General features: G+C 35.8%; 19 protein-coding genes. 7 read left to right on the top strand and 12 right to left on the bottom strand.

The window, feature by feature from the left end; all coding sequences use genetic code 11:
• Nucleotides 1–10 precede the first annotated feature (10 nt).
• Entirely contained in the window at nt 11–1,756 is a 1,746-nt protein-coding gene (locus ACZ2G0_RS02950; RefSeq protein WP_470308931.1) for a BatD family protein, read from the top strand.
• Nucleotides 1,757–1,794: 38 nt separating this feature from the next.
• Nucleotides 1,795–2,538 (top strand): tetratricopeptide repeat protein, encoded by a 744-nt coding sequence (locus ACZ2G0_RS02945; protein WP_470308930.1) that lies wholly within the window; start codon nt 1,795–1,797, stop codon nt 2,536–2,538.
• 8 nt (nt 2,539–2,546) lie between these two features.
• Here the strand turns inward: ACZ2G0_RS02945 and ACZ2G0_RS02940 are convergent, their stop codons facing one another.
• The gene (locus tag ACZ2G0_RS02940) at nt 2,547–3,083 is read right to left on the bottom strand and encodes a CvpA family protein (protein WP_470308929.1); all 537 of its coding nucleotides are present in this window, start codon (nt 3,081–3,083) and stop codon (nt 2,547–2,549) included.
• Between the two features lie 133 nt (nt 3,084–3,216).
• On the opposite strand from ACZ2G0_RS02940, the gene ACZ2G0_RS02935 reads away from it, so the two are divergent.
• The 3 genes from ACZ2G0_RS02935 to ACZ2G0_RS02925 all read left to right on the top strand — a co-directional run bounded on the left by ACZ2G0_RS02935 (nt 3,217) and on the right by ACZ2G0_RS02925 (nt 5,313).
• On the top strand, nt 3,217–3,573 hold the full coding sequence (locus tag ACZ2G0_RS02935) for a hypothetical protein (RefSeq protein WP_300284396.1): 357 nt from the start codon (nt 3,217–3,219) through the stop codon (nt 3,571–3,573).
• A gap of 124 nt (nt 3,574–3,697) precedes the next feature.
• Nucleotides 3,698–4,717 (top strand): phenylalanine--tRNA ligase subunit alpha, encoded by a 1,020-nt coding sequence (locus tag ACZ2G0_RS02930; RefSeq protein ID WP_300284393.1) that lies wholly within the window; start codon nt 3,698–3,700, stop codon nt 4,715–4,717.
• Nucleotides 4,718–4,905: 188 nt separating this feature from the next.
• Nucleotides 4,906–5,313: a hypothetical protein gene (locus tag ACZ2G0_RS02925; protein WP_470308928.1), complete on the top strand. Its 408-nt coding sequence runs from the start codon at nt 4,906–4,908 to the stop codon at nt 5,311–5,313.
• On the opposite strand, the gene ACZ2G0_RS02920 is transcribed toward ACZ2G0_RS02925, so the two are convergent.
• From ACZ2G0_RS02920 to ACZ2G0_RS02900, 5 genes are all read right to left on the bottom strand, one after another.
• Nucleotides 5,314–5,532 (bottom strand): hypothetical protein, encoded by a 219-nt coding sequence (locus ACZ2G0_RS02920; RefSeq protein WP_300284388.1) that lies wholly within the window; start codon nt 5,530–5,532, stop codon nt 5,314–5,316. It lies immediately after the preceding gene.
• Between the two features lie 18 nt (nt 5,533–5,550).
• Nucleotides 5,551–6,306 (bottom strand): DUF6503 family protein, encoded by a 756-nt coding sequence (locus ACZ2G0_RS02915; protein WP_470308927.1) that lies wholly within the window; start codon nt 6,304–6,306, stop codon nt 5,551–5,553.
• Between the two features lie 35 nt (nt 6,307–6,341).
• Entirely contained in the window at nt 6,342–7,337 is a 996-nt protein-coding gene (locus ACZ2G0_RS02910) for an NAD(P)H-dependent glycerol-3-phosphate dehydrogenase (RefSeq protein WP_470308926.1), read from the bottom strand.
• A 298-nt stretch (nt 7,338–7,635) separates the two neighbouring features.
• Complete coding sequence (locus tag ACZ2G0_RS02905; RefSeq protein ID WP_470308925.1) at nt 7,636–8,793, bottom strand: iron-containing alcohol dehydrogenase; 1,158 nt, start codon at nt 8,791–8,793, stop codon at nt 7,636–7,638.
• A gap of 92 nt (nt 8,794–8,885) precedes the next feature.
• Nucleotides 8,886–9,656 carry a type 1 glutamine amidotransferase domain-containing protein gene (locus tag ACZ2G0_RS02900; RefSeq protein WP_470308924.1) on the bottom strand — a complete coding sequence of 257 codons (771 nt, stop codon included), beginning with the start codon at nt 9,654–9,656 and terminating at the stop codon, nt 8,886–8,888.
• A gap of 86 nt (nt 9,657–9,742) precedes the next feature.
• Between ACZ2G0_RS02900 and ACZ2G0_RS02895 the strand changes: the two genes are divergently transcribed.
• Nucleotides 9,743–10,639 carry a LysR family transcriptional regulator gene (locus ACZ2G0_RS02895; protein ID WP_470309808.1) on the top strand — a complete coding sequence of 299 codons (897 nt, stop codon included), beginning with the start codon at nt 9,743–9,745 and terminating at the stop codon, nt 10,637–10,639.
• Here ACZ2G0_RS02895 and nadD read toward each other — a convergent pair whose 3' ends face one another.
• From nadD to ACZ2G0_RS02865, 6 genes are all read right to left on the bottom strand, one after another.
• Nucleotides 10,640–11,221: a nicotinate (nicotinamide) nucleotide adenylyltransferase gene (gene nadD, locus ACZ2G0_RS02890; RefSeq protein WP_470308923.1), complete on the bottom strand. Its 582-nt coding sequence runs from the start codon at nt 11,219–11,221 to the stop codon at nt 10,640–10,642.
• A 116-nt stretch (nt 11,222–11,337) separates the two neighbouring features.
• A complete protein-coding gene (locus ACZ2G0_RS02885) occupies nt 11,338–11,703 on the bottom strand; it encodes a four helix bundle protein (RefSeq protein WP_470308922.1) in 366 nt (121 codons plus the stop codon).
• A 150-nt stretch (nt 11,704–11,853) separates the two neighbouring features.
• A complete protein-coding gene (gene gmk / locus ACZ2G0_RS02880; RefSeq protein ID WP_470308921.1) occupies nt 11,854–12,426 on the bottom strand; it encodes a guanylate kinase in 573 nt (190 codons plus the stop codon).
• Nucleotides 12,427–12,504: 78 nt separating this feature from the next.
• Complete coding sequence (locus tag ACZ2G0_RS02875) at nt 12,505–13,365, bottom strand: YicC/YloC family endoribonuclease (RefSeq protein WP_470308920.1); 861 nt, start codon at nt 13,363–13,365, stop codon at nt 12,505–12,507.
• A 51-nt stretch (nt 13,366–13,416) separates the two neighbouring features.
• Nucleotides 13,417–14,337, bottom strand: a complete 921-nt coding sequence (locus ACZ2G0_RS02870; protein WP_470308919.1) for a DMT family transporter — start codon at nt 14,335–14,337, stop codon at nt 13,417–13,419.
• Nucleotides 14,337–14,687, bottom strand: a complete 351-nt coding sequence (locus tag ACZ2G0_RS02865; RefSeq protein WP_470309807.1) for an arsenate reductase family protein — start codon at nt 14,685–14,687, stop codon at nt 14,337–14,339. The genes ACZ2G0_RS02870 and ACZ2G0_RS02865 overlap by 1 nt, the downstream gene beginning before the upstream one ends.
• Before the next feature lie 85 nt (nt 14,688–14,772).
• Between ACZ2G0_RS02865 and ACZ2G0_RS02860 the strand changes: the two genes are divergently transcribed.
• Complete coding sequence (locus ACZ2G0_RS02860; protein WP_470308918.1) at nt 14,773–15,228, top strand: DinB family protein; 456 nt, start codon at nt 14,773–14,775, stop codon at nt 15,226–15,228.
• The last annotated feature ends 6 nt before the right edge of the window (nt 15,229–15,234 follow it).

Here is a 15,234-nt window from a genome sequence, read left to right as displayed (position 1 = left end):
GAATAAAGCAATGAAAAAATATTTATTTTTAGTTCTATTAAGTTTTCAAGGACTTTTAGCTCAAGTACAATTTGAGACCAAAGTCAGTAAAACAACACTTGGCCTTAATGAAAGACTTCGAGTTGATTTTGCTATGAATATTGACGGCGACAATTTTAATGAGCCTTCTTTTGATGGATTTAGAGTGATTGCAGGACCAAGCCAGCAGGTAAGTCAGTCTTGGATTAATGGTAGAAGCTCTTTTGAGAAAATCTACTCTTATTATTTGATTCCAAATCAAAAAGGAACCCTAACCATTAAATCGGCTACTATTGAATACAACGGACAAGTTTTTAAAACTAGTCCTGTCAAAATTACGGTAACCAATGCTATTGAGATACCCAAAGACCCAAGCGATGCAAGTATTTCAGCGGAAGATAATTTGCATTTAATTGCCGAAGTTTCTAAAACCAATCCGTATGTAAACGAGCCCATTACGGTAGTGTACAAATTGTATTTTAGCAATAATATTGGAATAGGTAATTTTAGAGAATTTGGAAAACCAAAGTACAATGATTTTTGGAGCCAAAACATTGATATTAAACAATTAATGGTGGAGGAAGGTACTTATAAAGGAGAACGATACCGCTATATTGTGCTTAAAAAAGTGGTTTTGTATCCTCAAAAGTCGGGTAAACTAAGTATCGAACCTTTGGCTTTAGATATTGATGTTCAACTACCGTCTAATCGTAGAGATATTTTTGGACGTCCATTGATAACCGAAGAAAGCAAGCGTGTCTCTGCCGGAGCTAAAACCATTGCAGTAAAAGCGTTGCCAGAAGCAGGAAAACCGGATAACTTTTCGGGAGCAGTGGGTACTTTCGATTTTAAAGTAACACCGTCTAAAAACAATTTAAAGAACGGCGAAAGCTTGGATTTAGTAGTTAGTGTGGTTGGAAAAGGGAATATGAAATTATTTTCTTTGCCTAAGCCAATAGTTCCAAATGCGCTAGAAATGTACGACCCTGTTCACAATGAGGCTGTCAATACATCACTTGCAGGTATGTCAGGAAAAATAAGCGATAGCTACACGATTATACCGCAATACCGTGGGAACTACCCAATAAAACCACTCAAATTCTCCTATTTTGACCTTAGCAGTGGTACGTATAAAACCATAAGTTCGCCTCAAATTGTAGTCAATGTTTTAGAAGGTCCTACGCCTGCTGACTCGACTAGTACGGCAGGGAAAAACGGAGGTACGGTAGAAGTACGTCAACAATTTAAATCAGTTAAGACAAAGACCAATTTAGTAGCGACTTCTAAAGAAGATTTCTTTGGGTCACGATTGTTTTACCTGCTGCTGTTATTGCCAGTTTTAATGGTGCCAGTAATTATATTGGGTAAAAACAAGAAGGACGCCATGGACGGCGATATTGTTGGAAACCGCATAAGAAGAAACAATAGATTAGCGAAGAAATACTTATCGCAAGCCAAAAAACAAATCAATAATAAAGAACTGTTTTATATCGCTCTGGAAAAAGCAATGCATAATTTCTTGAAAGCAAAACTAAATATTGAAACTACCGAAATGAGTAAGGCCAATATCCAAGATCTTTTGCTGTCTAGAAATGCGAATATCGAGCAAGTAAATGATTTTATTGCCCTGACAGAAAACTGCGAGATTGCAAGGTATGCGCCTTCGACAACCGCAACTATTCAAAATGATTATGATAAAGCGGTCTCTATCATCTCTGACCTCGAAAAACAGATATAACAATTGATTCTTGCTAATTTGCAATTGAAAATTAGAAAATGAAAAAACTAGTCTACTTATTTTTATTAATAACCCAAGCGTTCTTTGCCCAAAGTGGTTTTGAAGCCGGGAATAGTTTGTACAAAAAAGGACAATACCAGCAAGCTATCGATGCTTACGATGCTGTTTTGGCAAGCAAAAAGCAATCGGCTGAATTGTATTTTAATATTGGTAATTGCTACTACAAACTAAACAAAGTGGCGCCAGCGATTTATAATTACGAGAAAGCCTTGGTGCTAAGTCCTAACAATCAGGATGTACTTAATAATTTAAAATTTGCTCAAAAACGCACGGTTGATGAGGTAAAAGTGATTCCTAAAGTGGGTTTTGAAAAACTGTTACGCGATTTTACAGCTATTTATGATTACGATAAATGGGCTTGGTTGGCGATTGTGTTCTCTGCATTATTTTTGGTAGGTTTTATTGGGTATTATTTTTCAGCAGCATCTGTGCTAAAAAGAGTCTTTTTTGTAAGTATGTTTCTGATGTTAATTTTTGTACTAATAAGCGTTTCAGCAGCGATGTTCGAAAAAAATTATGCGGTAAACGAAAGACCAGCCATTGTTTTTGCTGACAAAACAGAGGTTAAAAGTGAAGCAAAAAACAGAGGAACTAAAGTAATTGACCTTCACGAAGGAACTAAAGTCTATGTTAAAAAAGTAGAAGGTCGCTGGAAAAAGATACAACTAACGGACGGAACCATAGGTTGGATCGAAAGTGAAGCGATTCGTGAAGTGAAGTAAATGCTCCGTTAGTGCTTATTTTCGGCTTCTTTTTTATCGCTAGCTTTACTTTTAAATTCACCGTACCATTTTTCTAAAGAAGGATAAAAAAACTGAGCGGTCTTTTGGATAGGATGGTAAAATAATGATTGGTCAAGCGTTTCTTTCTTAGCAAGGATATTATTGTAATTCATTTTTTCGAATACGGTAAAAAGAATACCCAAAATCAAAACCGTTTTCAAAACTCTAAAAAAGCCACCACCTAATTTATTGATCCATCCCAAAAAGGCTAAATCAGCGATGCCAGTTAATATTTTGGCCAGCAGCGTTACTCCAATTACAACGAGAATAAAAGTCAGGATAAAAGCGATAGTTTGGATGGTGTTGGGCTTCCAATGCAGGAATCCAGCTAATGAATCTCGCATTAAAAACGAAAATTTTATCGCAAAGTAAATTCCAAGTAGCAGTGAAATCAAAGAGGCGATTTCCACAAATAGGCCATTCATCACTCCTTTGTACAAAGAATACACTAGTAAAACGCCCAAAACAATATCTAAAAACCCCATAAGTAAGTAATAACAAGAAAAGAACAAAGATAAAAGAATATCTCAAAGTCAAAAAAGTACTGCTTATCTTTGCCAAAATTAATTTCATATAGAGCAGGAGTAAGTCCGTAGGCCTCAATCACAATACATAAAAATGTCAAGAGATACACAACTAAAAGAGCGATGGGAAAAGCTCGTTACCATACTATCAGATCAATTTTCGCAAGGTGAAGATTTAGATCTTGATGCCATAATTTACTTGATAGGAGTACAGGAACTAGGTCAAATTCACCGGGAATTTAAAAAGGATGAAAAATTAAATTTAATGCACATCGCCATTTGTCGATTATTGGAGCCTTACGGTTTTTATGAATTCGATTATTTTGATGATGAACGCTGGCCTCATTATAAAGTCAAGGAGGAGCTACCGCCGTTAAAAGCAGGAGAGCAATCGGTGTTAATGAAGGAAGCCATTGTGAACTACTTTATCGAAAGAGAACTGATTGATTAATCAATTTCGGGCAGAACAAAGTTATTAAATCGTGCGTTTTTGATTTTAGGAGCTAAACTTTAAATTTTAGACTTTAAACCTAAAACAAATTTTGTAAATTTGCGCACTCAATTACGGAATGAAAATGATAGATAAGATAAAAGAATATATTGGTGAAGCACAAGCTTTTTCCACTCAGGATGCAGGTGAATTAGAAGCGTTCAGAATCAAATTTCTTGGAAGTAAAGGACTTTTAAAAGCTGTTTTTGCGGAGTTTAAAAATGTTCCTAACGACCAAAAAAAGGAGTTTGGACAAGTAGTTAATTTGCTAAAAACATCTGCTGAGGAAAAGGTAAAAGCAATCCAAGAAGCTTTGGAAAGTAAAGAGGAGAGCAAAGGGATTTATGGCGACTTAACCCGTGCTGCTGAACCTGTTTTAATTGGTTCTCGACACCCAATTTCGATCGTAAAAAACCAAATTATCGATATCTTTTCAACTATTGGTTTCAACGTATCCGAAGGTCCAGAAATCGAAGACGACTGGCACAATTTCACCGCATTAAACCTGCCTGAATACCATCCGGCGCGTGACATGCAGGATACCTTTTTCATTCAAACTAATCCTGATATTTTGTTGCGTACCCACACATCATCTGTGCAAGTGCGCTACATGGAAAACAATAAACCACCTATTCGAACAATTTCTCCTGGGAGAGTTTTTCGTAATGAGGCGGTGTCATCCCGTTCACACTGCATCTTTCATCAAGTTGAAGGATTGTACGTTGATAAGGATGTTTCATTTGCTGATTTAAAACAAACCCTACTGTACTTTACCAAAGAGATGTTTGGGAAATCAAAAATTCGTTTGCGTCCGTCTTATTTTCCGTTTACGGAGCCTAGTGCTGAGATCGATATTTACTGGGGTTTAAAAACCGAAACCGATTACCGAATCACAAAAGGAACCGGTTGGTTAGAAATTGGTGGTTGCGGAATGGTAGATCCTAATGTTCTTAAAAACTGTGGCATCAACCCTGACGAGTACAACGGTTTTGCCTTTGGAATGGGAGTAGAGCGCATCGCGATGCTATTGTACCAAATTGGTGATATCCGTATGTTTTATGAAAACGACGTTCGCTTCTTGGAGCAATTCAAATCCATAATCTAATAATTAAACAGTAGTTTCTTTAGGAGCTATTCCAGCTGTACACTCTATCTATCGCCCCGAAACCCGGGGCAATAGGATGCCGTTCCCATCTGGGCTAGGGCATTTCGGTTCACAAGAAGCTTAAGTTTTTTGAATATTAAACATTAATTAATACTGAATGAAGAGATCACTTCATTCTTTGCAATAACATGAGAAAAGACATCATCATCCCCGAAGTAGAAAATGTATTTGTTGCAGCCGTTCAAGAATGGAGCGATGATTTCATGGAAAAAGTGTGGTACGTCTATCTTGTTAACGATAGTGACTTTCTAATCGAAAATGTGTTAGTGGTTTCAAAAGCCTTTGGAACCATCGATGGAGAAATGAAAAAAACCTCACTGTTGCGTCATGCTTTTGTCGAAGTACCTTCAGTTTCTGTAGTAAAAGTCGAAATGGTCGAAAAAAGTGTGCTTGCACTCAACAATGAGTTCATGGTTACCTTTTTTATGGGAAATAAACTGTACGACAAGAAATTTATTTTTAAAGCTAATAGCATCAACGAAACCGACACAGAAGAAGTGCCTATTTTATTTATTGAAGGCGTTATCGTGCGATAACTATGCTTTATTTTCCTCTTTAAGTTTTTTCTTCCAGCTGAAATAACCAACTATAAAAATTCCCGTTATTAGAAAAAATACTAGTTTAACAATAAATTTTTTGGACAAAAACTCTTCTTCAAAACTATTGTCGATTAAATTAAAAAGAGAAATTAGTGTTGCTGTTGCAATTCCCCACAATCCTCCTGTTTTAATCTGATATTTCCACCTGTCAGTCATAATGCTTTGATTTTAGCTTTATTTGAGCTCACTAACCTTTGTCAGCTTATCAGTAGCTAGGAATTTTTTATCCGTGTTTTGATACCAAGCTCTGTTTTTTGGGAATTTAATTCCTGAGAAAGTTTCTTCTTCAGTTAGTAAAATGTATTCGCCATCATTTTTTGCCTCGTCGTGGTAAAACTGGTAAATTTCCATGGCATAGGTTTTTGGATCAAAGTAAAAATACCACACATCTTTCCCTATTCCTTCTTCGTATTTCACTTGTAAAACCAAGTATTCTTTCCCCATAAACTCTTTACGAGTTACAGTTGGGTTTATAATAGTCCCAGCATCGCTTAGCTTCATGGGTAAACCGTACAAATAAGTGTAGTAGTTTTTCATGAATTTGGCTCGAGTTTCCGTCAAGCTGTATTTCTTAATCTCTTCTGCTGTAAAAGTACTTTTGTCATTTAAACCAAAACTAGCACTGTCCTTTGAAACAATATGAGTGACGGCCGTATTATTTCGTACCGATGTCAGTTTAAAGTATTGATCCGGTAAATTAATAGTCACCTCACTAAGGCGTTGGCCGCCATCCGGACTTACCATCTCAATCGCTAATTGCCCTTTAAATTGACTCCATTGATCTGATGGATCGTGATAGGCAATTGCTTTTTTTAGTAATTCTGGCCCTGATAATTCTTGTGCATAGCTTTGCATTCCACAAAGGAATAGACAAAGCAGCGATAAGTTAATAGTAACCTTTTTGTATGCTAAAGCTTTTAATAGGGACATCTTTGTTAGTTTAATAAGGATAGAATGAAGTGGCTTTAATCTAATTTGTCAGTAAGTTTTTTAAAGACAGTTTTAGCATCTTTTCCTTCATATAAAATTTCATGAACGGCATCGATAATAGGCGTTTTAGCACCATATCCTTGATTGAGTTTGTAAGCACTTTTAGTGGCATAATACCCTTCGGATACCATACTCATTTCCATCATGGCACTTTTTACGGTGTAGCCTTTTCCAATCATGTTTCCGAACATTCTATTTCTTGAAAAAATAGAATAGCCCGTAACCAATAAATCCCCCAGGTAGGCAGAGTCATTTATGTTACGTTTCATCTTATGCACTTTTTTGATGAATTTTTTCATCTCGCGAATACCATTACTCATCAAAACCGACTGGAAGTTGTCGCCATAACCTAAACCATGAGCAATACCGGCTGCGATAGCATAGATATTTTTAAGCATGGCAGCGTATTCTGTACCTATTATATCATCTGTGATCTTAGTTTTGATGTAATTTCCTGATAGGTGTTTGGCTACTACTTTAGCTTTATCGGCATCACCACAAGCTATCGTTAAGTAGGATAAGCGTTCAAGAGCAACCTCCTCAGCATGGCATGGTCCCGTAACAACACCAATGTTGTAATACGGAATATCATATTGAAAATGAAAATGTTCACCTACGATTAAACTCGTTTCAGGAACAATTCCTTTAATTGCCGAAAAAATAATTTTATCTTGTAAGGAAACGGTGAGTTTCGCTAATTCATCATGTAAAAATGCAGATGGAATGGCGAAAATAATATAATCAGCATAAGCAACTGCTTCGTTGATGTCAGCGGTTAGTAGTAGTTTTTTAGTATCAAATTCTACTGCACTTAAATAATTAGGATTGTGCTTATGTGTTTTAATGTGCTCAATAGCAGACTCGTTACGCATGTACCAAGAAACTTCAGAAAGATTAACGCACAACATTTTAGTAATTGCCGTCGCCCAACTTCCGCCGCCAATCACTGCGAATTTTATATTTTCAGTCATTTTTATATTAAGTTTAGTCAAAAGTACTTAAAAATGTAATAAGTAAATAAGAAAAGAATCATTGCAAAGCCTAGTGTTTACGGACTTATTGTGAAATTTAACGGAGCTAAAGTAGTTTTTTTTATAAAAAGACACAATAAAAATATAATTTTAACGTTCTAACCTATTATAAATTAATCTTTTATGAATTTGATAAAAGTTGAATTAGTTAGTTTTGTTTTAGAGTTATGAGAAAGGCGTCCATGAATCGAATTCAAGAACGCCTTTTTCTTTTTTAACTAGTTGCTATTGCTGTAAACTAGTAGCTCATTTCAACTATAGCTTTTACTTTATCTAAGGTGATATTTTGCTTTTCTCCCAAGCCTTTCCAGCCTCTTTCGTCAAAACGTTTTACAATAAAGTCAGCTGTGTGACTGTATTCTTTTGTGTAGTCTGATAATTTAGTATCCATTCCCATTTTGTGGAAAAATTCTACTGTCTTATTGATTGCTTCATTAGCCACTTCATCTTCCGTTCCTTCTAAATTAAAGATGCGTTTTCCGTATTGTGCTAATTTGGCTTTTTTAGTTTCGAACATAACTTTATATAAACTTGGCCCTATAATTGCCAAAGTTCTCGCATGATCAATTCCGTACATAGCTGTTAATTCATGACCTATCATGTGCGTTGCCCAGTCACTTGGAACTCCTTTTTGGATTAAACCATTAAGCGCCATAGTACAAGACCACATAAAGTTAGAAGCTAATTCGTAGTTAGCTGGATTTTCAACTACTTTAGGACCTACTTCAATCAAGGTATGCAAAATTCCTTCGGCAATACGATCTTGTAAATGTCCTTCGTGCGGATAGGTTAAATACTGCTCCATAACGTGTGTGTACGCATCTACAACACCGTTTTGTAATTGTCTTTTAGGTAATGACTGAATAACCGTAGGATCAGTTATTGAGAATTTAGGAAACAAGGCCGAACCACCAAAAGCTAATTTCTCTTTAGTTGATTCAATCGTAACCACCGCTCCAGAGTTCATTTCGCTTCCAGTTGCAGGTAACGTCAACACCGTTCCAAACGGAATAGCGTTTTCTTTGATTAAGATTCTTTTTTGTAAAATTTCAATCGGATCTCCTTTATAGTTAACCGCTCCCGAGATGAATTTTACTCCGTCAATTACGGATCCACCACCAACTGCTAAAATAAAGTCGATTTTTTGTTCTTTAACAATCGCAACCGCTTTCATCAAAGTTTCAAAATGTGGATTAGGCTCAATACCTGAAAACTCCACGATTTCGTGTCCTTTCAAGTTGTTGATTACTTGTTCGTGGATTCCGTTTTTAAAGATACTTCCACCACCGTAAGCCAATAATATTTTAGCTCCAGCAGGTACAAGAGTTCCTAATTTTTCCATTTGTCCTTTACCAAAAACTAAATTGGTAGGATTATATAATTCGAAGTTTAACATAATGTTCTATTTTTTAAAATTTAAAAAGGCTCTTAATTACAACAATTTCCTAAACCGAATTATTGCAACTAAGAGCCTGTAAAAAGGGTAACTTATTTTTTAGCGTTCAATTGACCTAACAATTTTTCTGCTACTAATTTAGATGATGCTGGGTTTTGACCTGTGATCAATAAACCATCTTCAACTGCGTATGGATTCCAGTCTGCTCCTTTAGAATAGGTGGCTCCGTTTGCTTGTAAAGCATCTTCTAATAAAAAGGGAACAACATCAGTTAAGCCTACTGCTGCTTCTTCTGTATTAGAAAAACCAGTTACTTTTTTTCCTTTAACTAAAAATTCTCCATTTACTTTTACGTTTTTCAACACTGCTGGTGAGTGACATACAAAAGCTACTGGTTTGTTATTAGCATAAAAAGAAGTAATTAATTTACTAGAATCTTCACTTGATGCTAAATCCCATAATGGTCCGTGACCTCCTGGGTAAAATACTGCATCATAATCAGCTTCTTTTACATCAGCTAATTTATGTGTTTTGCTTAATTTAGTTTTAAGCTCGGTGTCTTTGTCAAAACGTTTCGTGTCTTCTGTTGCAAATGATGCATCAGCACTTTTTGGATCAATTGGTGGCTGTCCCCCTAGTGGAGTTGCAATATCAATTTGCACTCCTTTGTCTGCTAACTCATAATAAGGTGCTGCAAATTCTTCTACCCAAAATCCTGTTTTTTCTCCTGTGTTTCCTAATTCTGAATGACTAGTTAAAACGAATAATACTTTTTTCATCTCAGTTTTTTTTGATTTTTGTGCAGCAGCCGAAAAGCTACCCACAGTTAATAATACTATTGCAAATAATGCTACTTTTTTCATTTTGTTATTTTATGATACAAATTTACGGCTATTATGCTATCAGTAAAAATAATTTAAATTATGTTTGTGATAAATATATTTATAACATGGTCAACTTAGAATGGTATCGAACATTTAAATCGGTTTATAAAAACGGAAACTTTTCGCTGGCGGCAAAGGAGCTTTTTATAAGCCAGCCAGCAGTGAGTCAGCAAATGTCCATGCTCGAGGCACATGTAGGATATAAGTTGTTTAACAGGAAATCCAAAGGTGTAGAACCAACAGAATATGCTAAGTTACTTAATAATTTAATCATTGAAGCCCTTGACCGTCTAGAAAATGTTGAAAGCGGTTTCAGGTCCAAAGCCTTAGATGCTAATCGATTAATTACTATTGGAGTTTCACAGCATTTGTTCACTAGCTTAGCGAGCAAGTTGATTGCTGCTTTCGATTACATTGATTTTAGTTTCCATGAAAACGATACTTTATTTGATTTAGTGAATACCAAGAAAATTGATTTTGCTATTGTCACTGTTAAGTACGATACTTTTGATACGATTCAAAAACAAATTGGCGAAATGGTACAAATAGTGGTGGGTTCACCAAAAATTGATGCTAGCGAATTACAATTTCAAATCAAAAATAACAATGCAGATGCCATTGAGGATTGGTTAAACGGGCAAAAATGGTATAGCCATGACTCCGGAATTCCGCATATAAAATTATTTTGGTTGCATGTTTTTAATAAAAAGCGTCCGTCGATGGTGCCTAATTACATCATTCCTTCTGAATATGAGATGCTAGAGGTACTGACCCAAAATGAAGGGATTGGCATTAGTTGGGATATAAATGCAAAACATTTTATTGCTGAAAACAGGTTGCAGTTGCTATGGAAAAGCGCTGAAATGCCAAGTACGGCAGTGTATCTACTTTCAGCTAAAAATACTAATTTTAATACTATTGCTCAAGATGTTGAAGCAGCATTAACAGCCGTTTTTAGGTAATTACTTCTTGTAAAATAAATTATGGTCGATGTACTCCCAAACTTTTGCGGAAAGTAATGGCTGAATATTTTTACCTTCCTTAATATTGTTCCGAATAAAAGTTGATGAAATTTCTACTACCGGAGCATCAATAATATGAATGCGAGGATGGTTTTTAAGTTCTAAATTTTCAGCTTCAGATGATATTCTTGGATAAACATAGATGTCATAATTTTGCAAAAGGACTTCGTAGTTCTTCCATTTGTGCAAAGATTTCAAGTTATCTTCTCCCATAATCAATGAAAATTCATGTTGGGGATATTTTTCTTCTAAATGCACCAACGTATTTACGGTATAATTAGGCTGCGCTAATTTAAATTCAATATCGGATGGTTTGATTTTAGGAAACGCTTCGGTGGCTAAATGGACCATCTGTAAGCGATGGTGGTCATCGAGTAAAGTACTTTTCTTTTTATGCGGATTATGGGGCGTAACTACCATCCAAATCTGATCCAAATCAGAATGTTCCGCCATGTGATTGGCAATGATTAAGTGCCCAACATGTATGGGATTAAAAGTTCCGAAGTAAAGTCCGATTTTCATTTCTTTAGTGACTAGTAATTAGTGACTAGTAAATAGTAACTAGTGATTAATAGATAGGATGCATTAAATATTGATTAGTAACCATCGATAAGCTTTTAGGTATGGGTGAAAAGTAATTAGTTTTGGAGCGTTTTTGAAAATGCATTAATCATTTTTGATTCTTCTAGAATTTGTGATAATATTTCATTGTACAAGGAGTAATCTGTGATAAAACCAAGTTCGTTTGCAATAATAAGCTGTGTTTCAATTTCGAGTAAAGAACCTCGGGAAATATCCAGAAAGTGACTAAATGATTTTTTAGTATTTCTTCCATAGCCTTCGGCAATATTAGAAGGAATAGACACTGAAGCTCTTTTTAATTGACTTGTAAGAGCGTAAAGCTCCTCTTTAGGGAATAGTTGAACTAATTTATAAACTAAAGTAACAATTTTAATTCCTTTTTGCCAAATCAATAAATCTTTATACGATTTTATCTCTCCCATTTCTAATCTAATTAAAAGTTACTTTAGCTGCTAACCAGCCGCTAATTACTATTTACTAGTCACAAATCACTAGTCACAAATCACTATTTACCAATCACTATTTACCAATCACTATTCACTAATCACTAGTTACTAATCACTAGTTACTAATCACTGACTAACAAAATCCTTCACCAACTGATACGCTTCTTCAAGTGCCACCGGTAAATCATAATTTTTAATAATCACGTCAAATTGAGGCGCAGTAGCCAGCTCAACAGAAGCTTTGGCAATGCGCATATTGATTTTGTCCTCGCTTTCAGTGGAGCGTTCTTTCAAGCGTCTTTTAAGTTCGTCCACGCTAGGAGGTTTTACAAAAACGGCCAAGGTTTCCTCAGGGAATTTCGATTTGATACGCAATCCTCCGGCAACGTCAATATCAAAGATCACATTTTTGCCTAGAGCCCAAATGCGTTCGACTTCGCTTTTAAGTGTTCCGTAAAAGTTATCACGATAGACCTCTTCCCACTCCACAAAATCTTCATTTTTGATGTGGCCTTTAAAGTCTTTCAAGGACATAAAATAATAGTCTTTACCGCTAACTTCCTCTCCACGAGCTTCGCGAGTAGCTGCTGAGATTGAAAACTCTAGATCTAAATCTGCTTGTTTAAGTAAATGCCTAACTATGGTTGTTTTCCCCGATCCTGATGGTGCCGAGAATACGATTAATTTTCCTTTTTTCATCTATATAAGTGATTAGTGAATAGTAATTAGTGAGTAGTTTGTTAGGATCTAATTACTATTCACTAGTTACTAATTACTTTATAAAACATTCAAAACTTGCTCCTTAATTTTCTCTAGTTCGTCTTTCATTTGAACGACTAATTTCTGCATTTGTGCATGATTGGATTTAGAGCCCATAGTATTGATTTCTCTTCCCATTTCTTGGGTGATGAAACCTAATTTTCTACCATTAGCTTCCGTTCCATTAATCGTTTCCAAGAAATAATCAAGGTGATTCGTTAAACGAACTTTCTCTTCAGTGATATCTAGTTTTTCTAGGTAGTAAATCAATTCTTGTTCAAAACGGTTTTCATCTACATTCACTTTCAATTCTTCGATAGCAGTTTGTAAACGGTCTTTGATTGCTTGCACGCGTTCCGGATCAAGTGCTAGTGCGGCATTCATGTATTGACGAATATTACCTATGCGCAACTGAAATTCTTTTTCAAGTGACATTCCTTCATCTCTCCTAAAAGTTAGGATATTGGTTAAGCTTTCTTCGATAACCTCTTTGATTTTGTCCCATTCGGTAGCGTCAATTTCCTCACGCTCTACTTTCATAGTATCAGGCATGCGGATCGCCATTTTCATCAACTCAGTTTCATCAGCCTCAGCATAAACTTCTCTTAATTGCTTGATGTAAGCTCTAACAATAGGTGCATTCACCTTAGTCGATGTTTGCTCAGCGGTGCTTTCGATATAAATAGAAAAATCTACTTTCCCTCTTTCTAATCTGGAAGCGATTTGCGTACGCAAGCCTAGTTCCATTTCGCGGTACAGTGAAGGCATTCTTACGTTTAGGTCTAAACCTTTACTGTTTAAAGATTTTACCTCTACTGTTATTTTTTTGGTTGGTAATTGCAAAGTAGCTTTACCAAAACCAGTCATTGATTGTATCATATTATTTTCTAAAAGTGTTCAAAGATAAGAAAAAGGAGTGAAGCGGTCGTTTTATTCGGTTTTTGCTTCCTCCATTGACTTGGATGCATCATTTTTGCTAGGCATTGTAACGAGGTACACGCCGCTAAAGATTAAAACAGCCGAAACGATTTTAACTAGGTTCAGTTCGTCTTTACCCAAACCAATAGCAAATACGGTTGCGAAAACGGGTTGTAAATAAATAAAAACAGCTACTGTAGTTGGTTTGAGTTCTCTCATTGAAAGTAAATTCAATAAGTAGGTCAAAAATGTAGAAAACACCACTACAAATCCTATTTTCCAGAGGATGTCAATAGGAACTGCGGTCCAGGTTACGGTACTGAATTCGCTCCATCCAAAGGGAATTACCATCAAAAATCCAAACAAATAAATCCATTTTACAAAAGTAAAAGCATTGTATTGATTCATCAATTTCTTAACAATAATCAAATAGAAACCGTAGGAAATCGCATTCAGTAATACTAAAAAGTTACCCAACCCAGCTTGTGGAGCATTAGCAATTGATTTACCATACAGTATTAAAAATCCTGTTCCTATGAGCCCAAGTAGTATACCACTGACCATTCTTTTTTTCATCCGCTCTTTCATGATGATCGCTGAGAGTACCAAGACGATCATGGGCGTAGAGACCATAAGTACGGAAGCCGAAATGGGCGAAGTAAGACTCAATCCCTTAAAAAAGGTAAGCATGTTAAAAGCTACTCCAAAAAATGCAGCAGCGATAATTCTAGGAAAATCACCAAGATCTATTTTTTCTTTGGGCATAAACAACCACGCCAGCCAAAACAAAATAGTCGAACCTCCCACACGCAAAAAGATAAAACCGTAAGCATCGATATATGCCGGCATAACATCCTTAGCGATCGTAAAAGTGAGTCCGTAAATTATGGAGACAAGGGTAGCGCCTACTAGAGCCAAATTCCGTTTTGACATTATCCTATGGCTTTCATTACTTGCAGCATGTTTTGCTGTGTGTTGCCTATGTAAATTTTGTTATCGATCACAAAAACAGGACGACTCAAAAAGGTGTAATGTTCTAAAATGTATTTTTTATAGTCTTCTTCGCCTAGGTTTTTATCTTTCAATCCCATCGATTTGTACAATTGGGCTTTTTTGCTAAACAGTGCTTCGTAACTGCCCGCCATTGCATGCATTTCCTCTAATTGCTCTAGTGTAATAGGATCTTGTTTGATATCGTGATAAGCAAGATTCAAGCCTTTGGGTAACGTTTTAATGATTTTTCGGCACGTATCGCAAGAGGCAAGGTAAAATATAGTATCAATCATAAGTTGTGTTTTCTTTATGCAAAGAAAAATCATTTCCAACGGAAAATGCTTAATTTTAGGCAAAAATTACAAAATCAGTCCTATGCAAGAAATTCTAACCCTTACTAAAGCAAGCCGAAATATGGTTTCTAAATTGATCGACGGTTACAACTTAGAACAATTAAATAAAGTACCAGCTGGTTTCAATAACAATATCATTTGGAATATCGCACATGTTGTGGTTACCCAACAATTATTAGTGTATAATTTATCAGGATTGCACATGTTAGTCTCAGATGAGATGGTTACCAAATATAGAAAAGGCACTAAAACCGAACATTTTGCGAGCCAAGACGAAGTCGATGAAGTGCTATCACTTTTGATAAAAACTATCGAGCAAACAGAGAAAGATATCCAAAATAACGTATTCCAAAATTTCACCGAATATCCTACTTCTGCAGGTTACGTTCTCACGAGCGCTCAGGACGCGATGACCTTCAATAATTTCCATGAGGGAATTCACTTGGGAGTAATCTTAGCACTTCGTAAATTAGTGTAATCTTTT

The sequence above is a fragment of the Flavobacterium sp. KKT103 genome (genome assembly GCF_055640565.1).
Note: the sequence above shows the minus strand (reverse complement) of the source record. Positions and strands in the feature narration are given on the sequence as shown.

What these genes read in the sequence shown, in the direction of transcription:
- ACZ2G0_RS02950 (WP_470308931.1), top strand. Translation starts at nt 11, where the DNA reads ATGAAAAAATATTTATTTTTAGTTCTATTAAGTTTTCAAGGACTTTTA.
- ACZ2G0_RS02945 (WP_470308930.1), top strand. Translation starts at nt 1,795, where the DNA reads ATGAAAAAACTAGTCTACTTATTTTTATTAATAACCCAAGCGTTCTTT.
- ACZ2G0_RS02940 (WP_470308929.1), bottom strand. Translation starts at nt 3,083, where the DNA reads ATGGGGTTTTTAGATATTGTTTTGGGCGTTTTACTAGTGTATTCTTTG.
- ACZ2G0_RS02935 (WP_300284396.1), top strand. Translation starts at nt 3,217, where the DNA reads ATGTCAAGAGATACACAACTAAAAGAGCGATGGGAAAAGCTCGTTACC.
- ACZ2G0_RS02930 (WP_300284393.1), top strand. Translation starts at nt 3,698, where the DNA reads ATGATAGATAAGATAAAAGAATATATTGGTGAAGCACAAGCTTTTTCC.
- ACZ2G0_RS02925 (WP_470308928.1), top strand. Translation starts at nt 4,906, where the DNA reads ATGAGAAAAGACATCATCATCCCCGAAGTAGAAAATGTATTTGTTGCA.
- ACZ2G0_RS02920 (WP_300284388.1), bottom strand. Translation starts at nt 5,532, where the DNA reads ATGACTGACAGGTGGAAATATCAGATTAAAACAGGAGGATTGTGGGGA.
- ACZ2G0_RS02915 (WP_470308927.1), bottom strand. Translation starts at nt 6,306, where the DNA reads ATGTCCCTATTAAAAGCTTTAGCATACAAAAAGGTTACTATTAACTTA.
- ACZ2G0_RS02910 (WP_470308926.1), bottom strand. Translation starts at nt 7,337, where the DNA reads ATGACTGAAAATATAAAATTCGCAGTGATTGGCGGCGGAAGTTGGGCG.
- ACZ2G0_RS02905 (WP_470308925.1), bottom strand. Translation starts at nt 8,793, where the DNA reads ATGTTAAACTTCGAATTATATAATCCTACCAATTTAGTTTTTGGTAAA.
- ACZ2G0_RS02900 (WP_470308924.1), bottom strand. Translation starts at nt 9,656, where the DNA reads ATGAAAAAAGTAGCATTATTTGCAATAGTATTATTAACTGTGGGTAGC.
- ACZ2G0_RS02895 (WP_470309808.1), top strand. Translation starts at nt 9,743, where the DNA reads ATGGTCAACTTAGAATGGTATCGAACATTTAAATCGGTTTATAAAAAC.
- nadD (WP_470308923.1), bottom strand. Translation starts at nt 11,221, where the DNA reads ATGAAAATCGGACTTTACTTCGGAACTTTTAATCCCATACATGTTGGG.
- ACZ2G0_RS02885 (WP_470308922.1), bottom strand. Translation starts at nt 11,703, where the DNA reads ATGGGAGAGATAAAATCGTATAAAGATTTATTGATTTGGCAAAAAGGA.
- gmk (WP_470308921.1), bottom strand. Translation starts at nt 12,426, where the DNA reads ATGAAAAAAGGAAAATTAATCGTATTCTCGGCACCATCAGGATCGGGG.
- ACZ2G0_RS02875 (WP_470308920.1), bottom strand. Translation starts at nt 13,365, where the DNA reads ATGATACAATCAATGACTGGTTTTGGTAAAGCTACTTTGCAATTACCA.
- ACZ2G0_RS02870 (WP_470308919.1), bottom strand. Translation starts at nt 14,337, where the DNA reads ATGTCAAAACGGAATTTGGCTCTAGTAGGCGCTACCCTTGTCTCCATA.
- ACZ2G0_RS02860 (WP_470308918.1), top strand. Translation starts at nt 14,773, where the DNA reads ATGCAAGAAATTCTAACCCTTACTAAAGCAAGCCGAAATATGGTTTCT.